At 66.6% G+C, this 11,944-nt stretch carries 11 protein-coding genes; 2 read left to right on the top strand and 9 right to left on the bottom strand.

From position 1 onward, the window contains the following. Positions 1 to 68: 68 nt before the first annotated feature. Genes aceB through ACLJOO_RS22055 form a run of 6 tightly spaced genes read right to left on the bottom strand, consistent with a single transcriptional unit; the run spans position 69 to position 8,177 of the window. Entirely contained in the window at positions 69 to 1,634 is a 1,566-nt protein-coding gene (gene aceB / locus ACLJOO_RS22080; RefSeq protein ID WP_410789153.1) for a malate synthase A, read from the bottom strand. Positions 1,635 to 1,644: 10 nt separating this feature from the next. Continuing rightward, on the bottom strand, positions 1,645 to 3,666 hold the full coding sequence (locus ACLJOO_RS22075; RefSeq protein ID WP_410789151.1) for a beta-galactosidase: 2,022 nt from the start codon (positions 3,664 to 3,666) through the stop codon (positions 1,645 to 1,647). Continuing rightward, positions 3,663 to 5,126: a hypothetical protein gene (locus ACLJOO_RS22070; protein WP_410789149.1), complete on the bottom strand. Its 1,464-nt coding sequence runs from the start codon at positions 5,124 to 5,126 to the stop codon at positions 3,663 to 3,665. Before ACLJOO_RS22070 ends, ACLJOO_RS22075 begins: the two co-directional genes overlap by 4 nt. Next, positions 5,123 to 5,938: a carbohydrate ABC transporter permease gene (locus ACLJOO_RS22065; protein WP_410789147.1), complete on the bottom strand. Its 816-nt coding sequence runs from the start codon at positions 5,936 to 5,938 to the stop codon at positions 5,123 to 5,125. Before ACLJOO_RS22065 ends, ACLJOO_RS22070 begins: the two co-directional genes overlap by 4 nt. After that, positions 5,935 to 6,867, bottom strand: a complete 933-nt coding sequence (locus tag ACLJOO_RS22060) for a carbohydrate ABC transporter permease (protein WP_410789146.1) — start codon at positions 6,865 to 6,867, stop codon at positions 5,935 to 5,937. Before ACLJOO_RS22060 ends, ACLJOO_RS22065 begins: the two co-directional genes overlap by 4 nt. Before the next feature lie 5 nt (positions 6,868 to 6,872). Next, positions 6,873 to 8,177, bottom strand: a complete 1,305-nt coding sequence (locus tag ACLJOO_RS22055; RefSeq protein ID WP_410789144.1) for an ABC transporter substrate-binding protein — start codon at positions 8,175 to 8,177, stop codon at positions 6,873 to 6,875. A gap of 138 nt (positions 8,178 to 8,315) precedes the next feature. On the opposite strand from ACLJOO_RS22055, the gene ACLJOO_RS22050 reads away from it, so the two are divergent. Next, positions 8,316 to 9,323, top strand: a complete 1,008-nt coding sequence (locus tag ACLJOO_RS22050; protein ID WP_410789142.1) for a LacI family DNA-binding transcriptional regulator — start codon at positions 8,316 to 8,318, stop codon at positions 9,321 to 9,323. On the opposite strand, the gene ACLJOO_RS22045 is transcribed toward ACLJOO_RS22050, so the two are convergent. Further along, positions 9,320 to 9,820, bottom strand: coding sequence for a cupin domain-containing protein (locus ACLJOO_RS22045; RefSeq protein ID WP_410789140.1), 501 nt, complete (start codon positions 9,818 to 9,820; stop codon positions 9,320 to 9,322). The two genes, ACLJOO_RS22050 and ACLJOO_RS22045, sit on opposite strands and share 4 nt — an antisense overlap. 50 nt (positions 9,821 to 9,870) lie before the next feature. Here ACLJOO_RS22045 and ACLJOO_RS22040 point away from each other — a divergent pair, with 50 nt between their 5' ends. Beyond that, positions 9,871 to 10,548, top strand: a complete 678-nt coding sequence (locus ACLJOO_RS22040) for a winged helix-turn-helix transcriptional regulator (protein WP_410789138.1) — start codon at positions 9,871 to 9,873, stop codon at positions 10,546 to 10,548. Here ACLJOO_RS22040 and ACLJOO_RS22035 read toward each other — a convergent pair. Next, on the bottom strand, positions 10,528 to 11,388 hold the full coding sequence (locus ACLJOO_RS22035) for an LLM class F420-dependent oxidoreductase (RefSeq protein WP_410789137.1): 861 nt from the start codon (positions 11,386 to 11,388) through the stop codon (positions 10,528 to 10,530). The genes ACLJOO_RS22040 and ACLJOO_RS22035 overlap by 21 nt on opposite strands. Beyond that, positions 11,385 to 11,942, bottom strand: a complete 558-nt coding sequence (locus ACLJOO_RS22030; RefSeq protein ID WP_410789136.1) for a TetR/AcrR family transcriptional regulator — start codon at positions 11,940 to 11,942, stop codon at positions 11,385 to 11,387. Before ACLJOO_RS22030 ends, ACLJOO_RS22035 begins: the two co-directional genes overlap by 4 nt. Positions 11,943 to 11,944: the final 2 nt, after the last annotated feature.

Below are 11,944 nucleotides of genomic sequence, written 5' to 3'. Positions count from 1 at the left end.
GATGTCAACGCTTTACGGCCATTACCGAAATTGATCTAGATCGGTCTCCCCCTAGCGGCAGACTCGGGTCAGCTGAAGCGTTCGTACGCCGGGAGCGTCAGGAAGTCGACGTACTCGTCGGCGAGTGCTACCTCCAGGAACAGGGCACGGGCCGCGTCGTAGCGCTCCGGCGAACCGAGTTTGCCGATCTCCTCGTCGGCGATGCGTTCGACCAATTCGGTGGTGACCGTATCGCCGGAGTCGAGGGTGACCTGGTTGCGGCGCCACTGCCAGATCTGCGACCGGGAGATCTCGGCGGTGGCGGCGTCCTCCATCAGGTTGAAGATGCCGACGGCGCCGGTGCCGTCGAGCCAGGCGGCCAGATACTGGATGGCGACACTGACGTTGCTGCGGAGGCCTGCCTCGGTCACCTCGCCAGGGGTGGCCGCGACGTCCAGCAGCTGCTCAGCGGTCACCGAGACGTCCTCGCGGAGCTTGTCGACCTGGTTCGGACGCTCGCCGAGGACCGAGTCGAACACCTTCCGGCAGGTCTCGACCATCCCCGGGTGCGCGACCCACGAACCGTCGAAGCCGTCGCCGGCCTCGCGGGTCTTGTCGGCCTCGACCTTCGCGAACGCCTGCTCGTTCACCGCCGGGTCCTTGCTCGGGATGAACGCCGCCATCCCGCCGATCGCGTGCGCGCCGCGCTTGTGACAGGTCCGCACCAGCAGCTCGGTGTACGCGCGCATGAACGGCACCGTCATCGTCACGCTGTTCCGGTCCGGCAGCTGGAAGTCCTTGCCGCGGGTGCGGTGCGTCTTGATCACGCTGAACATGTAGTCCCAGCGACCCGCGTTCAGTCCGGCGGAGTGGTCCCGCAGCTCGTACAGGATCTCTTCCATCTCGAACGCGGCCGGGTACGTCTCGATCAGCACCGTGGCGCGGATCGTCCCGCGCGGGATCCCGAGCTCGTCCTGCGCGGTCACGAACACGTCGTTCCAGAGCCGCGCTTCGAGGTGCGACTCCATCTTCGGCAGGTAGAAGTACGGTCCCTGGCCGCGGACGAGCTGCAGCTGCGCGCACGCCGCGAAGTACAGCGCGAAGTCGACCAGCGAGCCGGACGTCTCCTCGCCGTCGACGAGGATGTGCTTCTCCGGCAGGTGCCAGCCGCGCGGCCGTACGACGATGGTCGCGAGCTCCTCGTCCGGCTTCAGCTCGTAGCTCTTCGTGTCGGTGCTGAAGTCGATGCGCCGGGTGATCGCGTCGAGCAGATTGAGCTGGCCGCCGACAACGTTTTCCCAGGTTGGCGTGTTCGCGTCTTCCTGGTCGGCGAGCCAGACCTTGGCGCCTGAGTTCAGCGCGTTGATCGTCATCTTCCGGTCGGTCGGCCCGGTGATCTCCACCCGTCGGTCGATCAGCCCCGGAGCGGCGGGCGCGACCCGCCACTCCGGGTCGTCCCGGACGTCCTTCGTGTCCGCCAGGAATCCCAGCGAGGCGCCGGCCGCGATCTCCGCGACCCGCTGCGCACGCCGCTCGAGCAGCTCCCGCCGCCGCCCGTCGTACGCACGGTGCAGCGTCTCGATCAGTCCGAGCGCACGCTCGGTGAGGATCTCGTCGTACCGCTCGCCCATCGGGCCGCTGACCTCGACTGCCACAGGGAACTCCTTAATCAAGTACTACGACTTCGTGATCGGTGATCCGGTCTACCCCGACCGTAATCCAGCCGTCCTGCTCCTGCACGTCCACCTCACCGCCCGAGACGAGCAGCCGCGCCCGGGATCCGCTCACTTTGAGTTTGATCGTGAAGGGACCGGCGGGCGTCAGCTCCTGCAGGCGACCGCGCCAGGCGCCGCCTTGATCGAGGTTGACCAGGTGCAGCACGTGCCGGTCGCCCTGCCGGTACAGCTGGCAATCCAGGACGCCGGCCCCTTCGACATGTAGCGGGCTGTTATGGCGGACGAGGTTGGCCAGGACCTGTCCGTGGTCGGGGTGGTGGTACTTCGCGTACAACCGGTCCAGGTCGGCCGCGAGGTACGCCGTACGTTCACCGAGGACCAGCGCCGGTACGTCGCTGCGCGGCTCCTCCATCCACGACTTCTCCGGCGGGTAGATCGGGAACGGCGGAATCCACGACAACGCTTTCCGCGCCTGGGACTCGACGACCTCCAACTGCCCGCCGAACGGCAGGACGTCGGTGTCACCGTCGAAAACCGATCGGTCTTCGATCCGCAGGTAGCTGTGGCTGTCGTAGTTCTCCCAGTCCGTCACCGTCCCGTCACCGAGCCGCTTGCCCGTGTGCCGTACGCCCAGCAGATCACCCAGCACCCAGTCGTCCCGGCGATCACCCCACTCGTCGTAGAGCCCCGATTCCCCAGTAACAACAAGACGACCGCTGTACGCCTGCAGCTGTGCGATCTGCTCGTCGGTCAGCACCCCCACGTTGGGCACGACAAGCACCTGGAAGCGCTCATCTACCTCAGTCGTCGGCAGGTACGGGATGCGGGCCCTGACAAGCGCATCCACCCAGCCGCGGTAGGGCAGCTGACTCACCGCCTCGGGATCAGCTTTTCCGTGGAAGTCCACGCTGCGTTGGCTCCACAGCAGCCCGACCGTGGCGACCGGCTCGCGATCGACCAGGAACTCCTCGTGTTGTTGGTGCCACTCGAAGAGCGGCTGCGCCGTCGCGTATTGCCGCCGGTCGTCGTGCACCGAGCCGATATGGTGCCACCACGGCTGGATCCCGCCGGCCCAGCCCTCGATCGCCCACATCCGCGCCTCCGGTTCGGGTTTGCTCCCGAGCCGGAACGTCGGAACGCCAGCGTCGTACATTGCAGTACTTTCCGGAATCAGTGTTTCCGGCCCGAGCAACCCGTGGAGGCGTTTGCCGGCGTCCGCGTTGGCCTGGAATCCGGACTCCTCGTGCCGCCACTGCGAGTCCAGCAGGAAGATCGACGCCCGCTTGCAGATCTCGACGTCGTCGCGCAGTCTCTTGCTCTGCGCAACGACCTCGCCCCCGTTCATCCCGATCCACAAGCAGTCCGGGCCGCCCGCGCGGCGGGTCACTTCGTTGTTCAGATCCCAGACCGCCAGCCGCCGGTCGTAACTCCAGCGAATCCATTGCTTGTAAACCGGATCCGTCCAGTCCGGGGCGGCCGGCAGTTCCTGGCCGAAGCTGTCTCGGCAGTTCGGGCAGTAGCAGATCGAGTCCCGTCCGAGACCGCTCCAGCTGTTGTCGGTCAGACCGTCCGGGGCGCTGCGCTCGATGATCTCTTCGAGGATCCCGGTCAGGAATTCCTGGTAATACGGGCCGGTGACGCAGGCGACGTACAGGCGACCGGCCCGATAGGGGTTGCCGTCGGCATCAACCGCGAACCAGTCCGGGTGTGCGTCGTACAAGGGCTGGTGGGCCCGGTTGGAGTCCATCCGGGCGAGCACCGTCAGACCGTCCTGCCGGGCCAGGTCGACGATCTCGCCGTACAGGTCGCGATCGCCGAGGTACTCCGCCCGGTGGTGCAGCTCGAACTTGCTCGGGTAGTACGCGACGATACCGCCGGCGTTGACGATCACCCCTTGGATCTTCGTACGCCGCCAGTGCTCCCGCCACCACTCGGCGTCGTACCGCGCCGGGTCCTTCTCGGTGAGGTTGGTCTGCGCCCACCGCAAGGTCCTTTGGTACCAAGGCTTCACGCGAGACTCCGGATCGCGTCGCCCGCGCCGGAAAGATTCTCCAGCAGCATTTCCGAGTATTTCCGGCTCAGTACGACACCCTCCGCGCCACCCTCGAACGCGGCCAGCGTCGCGTCCCGCACGGACTCCCGGGTGCACCGGGTCAGTTCGCCCTCGTTGTCGTCCCAGTTGATCTTGGTGCCGAGGTCCCGCGGCGACTCCAGCCCGCGCTGTTTCGCGACCCCGACCGGGATGTCGATGTCGATGCCCGGGTAGATCTTGCTCTGCCCGCCGACGCCCGCGACGGCCCGCTCGGTCTCCCGCCGTACGTAGTCCGCGGTGAATCCGGTCTGCGGCAGCTTCTCGTAGTCTCCTTCGTCGAGCTGCAGCAGCTTCATCATCAGCGGGTAGACGTCCTCCGGCTCGGCGTCGGCGAACAGCGCACCGCAGATGCTCTTGACCCAGGTGAAGAACCGCGGCCCCGCGCAGTTGTTGTAGATGACGACCTTGACGAAGTCCGAGAACTTCGCCATCTCGGCGTAGTCCTGATCCGCCCGGTAGAACGGGCTGAACGAGATGTTGTGGTAGACGTGCCACCCCACCTGCACCTCGGGCGAGATCGCCTTGGCCACGCCGTAGATGTCGCGGTACAACTGCTGCTGGCTCTCGGTCCACAACGTCTGCCAGGCCAGAACCTCGGGGAAGTTCAGCAGGATCCGCCAGAACGTCACGAACGCGCCGTCCACCGGGCGCTCACCGGCGCCGACCCGCTGGTTCCAGTCGACCAGCTCGCGGTACCCACGCAGCGCACGGTCGACATCGATGCCCCGTTCGCGGGCGATCCGCCGGCAGTGCGTGCAGAAGCAACCGATCTCGGCGACGTCGACCGTGCCCTGCATCAGCATGTTCAGCGGCCCGGGCCGCTCCGAACACCAGGCCAGGCCGTCGAGCTGGTAGCTCTGCACGTAATCCTCGACGAATCCCAGGTGCCAGTTGCGGTAGTCCGGGTTGTTGAAGCACGGCCGCCGCCCCGGCCGTCCCCACGCGTCGACCTCGAGCACCTTGGCGAAGTTCGGGTAGGTCCGCAGCTCGCGCGCGCCCCCGCTCTCCTCCATCCAGGCGAACGACTTCATCCCGCGCTCGCGGGCCTTCGGGATCACCTCACCGAGCAAATCGAATTCCGGATTTTCCGGCGCCTTTCCGACCGCGCCGAGCACGGTATTTCCGTAGTACTGCGGGTGCGGGGTCGCGTAGTTCCCGCCGACCCAGCCGAGGTCGTACTCCGCTCCGCCGTGGTCGGGGATCGGATGGCCGGGGATCTGCCGCCCGCCGGTCCCCCGGGTCCAGGTCGGCGTGGCCAGGAACAGCGCGTTCACCGCGCCGCGTCCGGCCAGGATGTCGAGTGTCTGGTCGACGCCTTCGTCGACGAACGAAACCGCTCCGATCTGCATGGCAACGAGCCGGTCCGGCACGGTGCTCACCCCTTCATTCCTGTCATCGTGATGCCTTGGATGAAATAGCGCTGGGCAAAGAGGAAGACGGCGATCACCGGTACGACGGAAATCGTCGCACCGCACATCAGCAGACTGATCTGGGTGAAGTACTCGCCCTGGAACTGGGCCAGCGCCACCGGCAGCGTCTGCAGGTTCTCGGAATTGATGTAGATCAGCGGGCCGAACAGGTCGTTCCACGACTCCAGGAACGTGAACACCCCGATCGCGGCCAGCGCCGGTTTGGTCTGCGGCAGCATGATCCGCCAGTAGATGCCGAACGTGGACGCCCCGTCGATCTTGCCCGCGTCCTCGAGCTCCTGCGGAACGGTCAGGAACGACTGCCGCATCAGGAATGTCGCGAACACCGGCGTGAGCACCTTCGGCACCCACAGCGGGTACTGCGTGTCCACCCACCCGATCTGCCGGAAAACGATGTACTGCGGGATCAGGTACGCGATGCCCGGGATGATCGAGGTGGCGAGCAGCACCATGAACGCCGCGTCCCGGCCGGCGAACTTCAGCCGCGCGAACGCGTAGCCGGCCATCGACGCGACGATCAGGATCCCGATCACGTTCAGCCCGGCGAGTTTCACGCTGTTCCAGAGGAACACCGGGATCAGCTCGAACACCTGCCGGTAGTTGTCCCAGTGCGCGTCCGTCGGCAGGAACTTCGGCGGCACGCTCAGCACCTTCGCCTCCGGCCGGAGCGAGGCGCTGATCATCCACACCAGCGGCGCGAGGAAAACGAGTGCGAACAAGGACATCACGACGTACTGCGAGGTCTTGGAGACGAGTCTCATGCGTAGAACACCCACCTCCTCTGCAGCTTCCACTGCAGGTAGGTGACGGCCGCGATCACCGCGAAGAGGATCCACGCCATCGCCGAGGCGTAGCCGACCTTCCCGTAGCTGAACGCGTTCTGGTAGATGTTGAAGATGTACACGCTGGTGGCGTGGCCGGGCCCGCCCTTGGTCATCACGTAGATCAGGCCGAACACCTGGAACGACGTGATGAACTGGGTGATCAGCAGGAACAGAAAATGCGGTGTCAGCAGCGGCAGCGTGATGAACCGCAGCCGCTGCCACGCGCTCGCCCCGTCGAGCTTCGCGGACTCGTAGTACTCGCTCGGCAGCCCCTGCAGCCCGGCGAGCAGGATGATCATCGGGTACCCGATGCCCTGCCAGACGCTGACCATGATCACCGCCGGCATCGCCCAGCTCGAGCTCGACAGCCACTGCGGACCGTGAATCCCGACCTGGTCGAGCAACCCGTTGATCACCCCGTTGTCCGGCTGGAAGAACCAGAACCAGACGAACCCGATCGCCACCACATTGGTCACGTACGGCGCGAAGTACGCCGTCCGGAAGAACGCGACGCCGCGGATCGGGCGGGCGCACAGCAACGCCAGCACCAGGCCGATGCCGATCGTCAACGGGATGCTCGCCAGCGTGAAGTACACCGTGTTCTTGAAGGTCTGCAGGAACAACGGATCGTCGCTGAACATCTCGGTGAAGTTCTTCAGCCCGACGAACTTCGGCGCCGCGATGCCGTTCCAGTCGGTCAGCGAGGCGGCCATCGAGACCAGGATCGGGAAGAACTGGAACGCCACGACGCCGACCACGATCGGGCTGATGAACAACCAGCCGGTGAGATTCTGCCGGCGCCGCGCCCGGCGTACGTCGGCGACCTGGACGGTGCCGCGGTTCCGCGTCATCGTGATGGTTGCCATCGACATCAACCCTTCAAGGCGTTCTCCACCTGGGACTTGACGCCCTGGAGCACGTCGCCGACGGGTTTCTCGCAGTTGTAGGCGGTGTCGAGCGCCGGCCGGTACAGCTCGCGGGCGCCGATCGTGTTCTTCGTCTGATTGGTCGCGGTGAGGTGCTTCGCCGCCTCGGCGAACAGCCCGATATGCGCGGGCGCCTTGCCGTTCGGCGCCAGCTCGGCCGCGGCCTTCAGGTTGATCGGCGTGAACGCGCCGCCCTGGAGCAGGATCTTGCCGCCGTCCTCACTCGCGAGGTACTTGAGCAGGTCCCATGCCTGGTCCGGGTTCTTCGCCTTCTTCGGGACGCAGAACACGATCACGCTCGACTCGGTCTTCTGCGCCACGTCAGCGGGCGGCGGAGCGACGTCCCAGGTGAAGTCCTTGACCGCGGACCGCAGGTACGGAACCGTCCCGAAGGTCGCGAACATCATCGCGATCTTTCCCTGGGCGAACATCTGGTTCTGCACGTTGTCCTGCTGCAGCATCGACCACGGCGGCTGCACCTGGTCCTTGCAGGTCAGGTCGGTCGCCCACTGCAGCGCCTCGACCTCCTTCGACCCGGGCAGCGTGAACTGGGTGCCGTCCTTGGAGAAGATGCCGGTCTCGCTGCCGTGGTTGACGGTGAACGTCTGCTCGTAGCCGGTGTCCAGGTACACGAGAGCGCCGTACTGCTTCTTCGCCGGGTCGGTGAGTTTCTTCGCGGCCGCTTCGAAATCGGGCCAGGTCCAGCCCGCCGACGACCAGGTCGTCGGCGGCAGCGGTACGCCGGCCTGCTTGAACAGATCGACGTTGTAGAAGATCAGCCGCGGCTGGTACCCGAGCACCCACGCGGTGTGCGAACCGTCCGGCTGCAGGGGGAACTCGAACGTCTCCTTGGCGTACTGCGACGTGTCGAGCTTGTCCTTCTCGATGTAGGGCTTCAGGTCCAGCAGCGCCCCCTGCTGCGAGAAGCCGCGGACGAAGTCGTCGTTGATCCGCATCACGTCCGGCGGACTGCCACCGGCGATCAGGGTGCGCATCTTGGTGTCGTACTCCTGGGTGACCGCGGGCTGGATGGTGACCTGCGTTCCGGACTCCTTCTCGAACGCCTGGATCGCCTGCTCCAGCGGGTTGCCCTTGACCTGCTCCCAGTTGAGGAAGGTCAGGCCTTTCTTGCCGCCACCACCGCTTGCACTGCCGTTGCCACCGCAGCCGGCCAGCAGACCGGCGGCCGTCAGGCCCGTCAGACCGGCGAGAAACCTGCGGCGGTTCAGGTTGGAGAGGTTGGTCTGCACCGGAATCTCCCATCCGCGAGGGATGAATACGTATACACTTCCAGATACTGAATACGTATACACAGGTCCCTTGGCGTGGTCAACGCCTCGTGCGGACACTCTTGAGTAGGGTTCGGAGACCACGAGGGGAGGCGGACGATGACACGACCACCGACGAGCCGCGACCTGGCACGTCTGGCCGGGGTGTCGCAGGCGACGGTGTCACGGGTGCTGACCAACAACCCGAAGGTCAACCCGGAGACCAGGGCCCGCGTCCTGCAGGTGCTGAAGGACGCGAACTACACGCCGAACGCACTGGCCCGCGCGATGAAGACCGGCCGGACCGACACCATCGGCGTGTTCATGACGCGGGTGACCAGCCCGTTCCACGCCGAACTGCTCGACGAGATCGGCCGGGTGCTGAGCTCGATCGGCCTGCACATGATCCTCTGGAACATCGAGCACGATCCCGAGGAGACGGTCGCGGAGGTGCTCCAGCAGCGCCTCGTCGACGGGTTCCTGCTGACGTCGGCGACGTTCGACTCGAGGCTGCACACGATGGCGCTGGCGTCCGGGACACCGACGGTCCTGCTGCACCGCGGGATCGACGGGCTCGACTGCGACCAGGTCATCGGCGACAACTGGCAGGGCGCGTACGACGCCGGCCGGTACCTGGTCGACGCCGGCCACACCGACATCGGACTGGTCACCCTCACCCCCACCGGCACCACGTCCCGCGACCGCGACCAGGGTTTCCGCGCCGCCCTCGCCGACGCCGGGGTGAAGCTCAAGCCGAGCAACATCGTCACGGTCGGCGTACCGCACGCGGACGGCCACGCAGCCGCGGAAAAACTCCTCTCCCGCAAGAAGCCACCGACCGCGATCTTCACCGTCACCGACCTCCTCGCGTTCGGCATCCTCGACGGCGCCCGCGCGGTCGGCGCCCACGTCCCCGACGACGTCTGGGTCATCGGCTTCGACAACACCGAAATGGCCGCCTGGGAAGCCTTCGACCTCACCTCGGTGGAGCAGCCGATCCACACCATCGTGGAGACCGGCATCGACCTGCTACGGGAGCGCATCGCGAACCCCGATCGTCCGACCGAAGTGATCACTCTCCCGTGCCCCTTGGTGATCCGCGGCTCAACGGCTCACCGGCGCATCTAGACCGGGATCGAGTCGTAGCGGGCTGAGACGGCCTTCCGGGCCACCGGGTCGGTGACCGCGTTCGGTGGGAGTTCGCCGAGCTCGAGGAACATCTTCTCCAGACCGCCCGGGACCATCAGGGTCAGGAAGCGCCCGCCGCCGCGGCCGGCGGTGATCGTGTGCGCGGTGTCCTTCGGAACCAGGACATAGGTTCCGGCGCCGGCCACTACCGGCTCACCGCCGACCGTGAAGGTGAACTCACCCTCCAGCACGAAGAACGACTCCTCGAACCCGTGGTGCAGATGCGGGACCGTCCACGCACCTTCGGCCTCCCCGGCGAACTCGGTCAACGAGAACGTCGGCGTGACGGCATCATCGGCCAGCACCCGCATCCGGGCCACCCCGAGATCCACGGTCCGCCCGGCATCCTTCGTCACCACATGCGCCTGACCTGTCATCGTCCCCACCGCCTCCTGCTCGATTGCTCCCACAGTCGTCCGGCCCGGGGTGTCAGGCAATATCAAATTCTGAAGTTGCCATCCGGCTGCGGGCGGACGACGCTGAAGGTGTGCGCGGATACGGCCAGTTCTGTCCGATCGCCAGGAGCTCCGAGCTGCTGGCGGAACGGTGGACGCCGATCATCGTCCGCAATCTGCTGAACGGCTGCCGCACGTTCAACGAGATCCGCCAAGGGGCACCCGGGATCTCGACGGCGCTCCTCGCCCAGCGTCTCGACGTACTCGAGCGGCACGGCGTACTCCGCCGTACCGTCGACGGACGAGCGGTCACGTACCAGCTGACCGACAGGGGGCAGGCACTGCGCCCGGTGCTCGACGCGATGGGCCAGTGGGGTGCGCGCTGGCTGGAGATCGAGCCGGGTCATCTGGAGCCGGCCTACGTGCTCTGGGCAACGATGAAACTCGTGGACCTGGACAGGATCCCGGACGGGACGACGGTGATCAGGTTCGAACTGCGCGACCGTCCGGCGGAGCAGTACTGGCTGCTCCTGCGACGACCCCAACCCGAGCTGTGCAGCAGGTCCAGCGGGTACGCCGAGGACCTGGTCTGCCGGACCGATGCCTCGACGCTCGTCGACCTGCATCTGAAGCAGCTGACCTACCCGAGCGCGATCCGAACCGGGCGCGTCGAGCTGGTCGGACCGCCGCGGCTGTGCAAGGAGTTCCCGGGGTGGTTCCGTAGCAGCCCGTTCGCCCCGTTCGTGCCGTCAGTCGCGGAGGCGCGGTAGTACGTCGCGGAGGAGCTGGGCGTGCTCCTCCGGGTCGGAGAGGCCTAGGTTCATGGTGTTGACGCAGAGGTGGGTTGCGCCGAGGTCTCGCCAGGCGTCGGCGAAGGAGCGCCAGTCCTGTTCTGGTACGGCGGCGAGCGTCAGTCTCGCTTCGATGCCGATGGATTGTGGGTCGCGGCCGGCTGCTTCCGCGGCCTTGCGGATCGTCGCGATCTGCTGGCGAGCTTTCTCGTCCGGCGCGGATTGCGGCATCCAGCCGTCGCCGATCCGCCCGGTGCGGCGCAGTACGGCGTCTGCGCTGCCGCCGAACCAGATCGGGATTTTCCTGTCGGGCAAGGGATTCAGGCCGGCCTCCTCGATCTCGTGATACTTGCCGTTGACCGAGATCACGGGATCTGCCCAGAGCTTCCGCAGTACGTCGACCTGCTCCTCCAGCACGGCGCCGCGCTGCTTGAAGGGTACGCCGAGGGCCTGGTACTCGACGTGGTTCCAGCCGATGCCGACGCCGAGGCGGAGCCGGCCGCCGCTCAGTAGGTCGACCTCGGCCGCCTGCTTCGCGACCAACGCGGTCTGGCGCTGCGGGAGGACGAGTACGCCGGTGACGAGCTCGAGCTCCGTGGTGATCGCGGCCAGGTACCCGAAGAGGACGAAAACCTCGTGAAACAAGGACTTGTCGGTGTATCCGGTCCATCCTGGGCGGTTCGCCGGGTCCGCGCCGAGCACGTGGTCGTAGGCGAGCACGTGACTGTACCCGGCGTCCTCCACGGTCCTCGCCCAGTCGCGCACTGTCTTCGGGTCGGCGCCGACCTCGAGCTGCGGGAACACCGCACCGATCTTCATTTCGCTCCCAACAAGTCGACGAGCCCCTGGACGGCAAGCTCGAACGGTTCGGTCGATCCGGCCGCACGGGCGAGCACATACCCGCCCTGCAGTACGGCGGCGATCGTCGCAGCGGTCCGCTCCGGGTCGAGCGACTCCGGGAACTCGCCCGTACGTTTGCCCTCAGCAACCACCTCAGCGAGCCTGCCCCGCAACCACTCGAACGTCTCCGCGACCGGTGCCCGCAACTCCGGATCCGCAACCACATCTGGATCCGCTGCCAGCCGGCCGACCTGACACCCGCGCAGCACGTCCCGCTCCCGCCCGAGATACGCGCTGATCCGCTCAGCCGCCGTACCGTCGCCGGCCAACTGCAGCTCGGCAGCCGCCCGCAACTCGGCCCCCGACCGCTCGATCGCGGCCTTCGCCAGCTCCGCCTTCCCGGTGAAGTGGTGATACATGCTGCCCTGCCCCGCATCCGCAGCCCGCTGAATCGCCTTCGGCGAGGTCCCCACATACCCCCGCTCCCACAACAACTCCTGCGTACTACGAATCAACCGCTCCACCGTCTCCACCC

The organism is Kribbella sp. C-35, from assembly GCF_046549195.1.
Lineage (GTDB): Bacteria > Actinomycetota > Actinomycetes > Propionibacteriales > Kribbellaceae > Kribbella.
Note: the sequence above shows the minus strand (reverse complement) of the source record. Positions and strands in the feature narration are given on the sequence as shown.

Bases quoted from the DNA above. Each gene is read 5' to 3' on its own strand.
- ACLJOO_RS22065 (WP_410789147.1), bottom strand. From the start codon at position 5,938: ATGAGACTCGTCTCCAAGACCTCGCAGTACGTCGTGATGTCCTTGTTC.
- ACLJOO_RS22060 (WP_410789146.1), bottom strand. From the start codon at position 6,867: ATGGCAACCATCACGATGACGCGGAACCGCGGCACCGTCCAGGTCGCC.
- ACLJOO_RS22035 (WP_410789137.1), bottom strand. From the start codon at position 11,388: ATGAAGATCGGTGCGGTGTTCCCGCAGCTCGAGGTCGGCGCCGACCCG.
- ACLJOO_RS22050 (WP_410789142.1), top strand. From the start codon at position 8,316: ATGACACGACCACCGACGAGCCGCGACCTGGCACGTCTGGCCGGGGTG.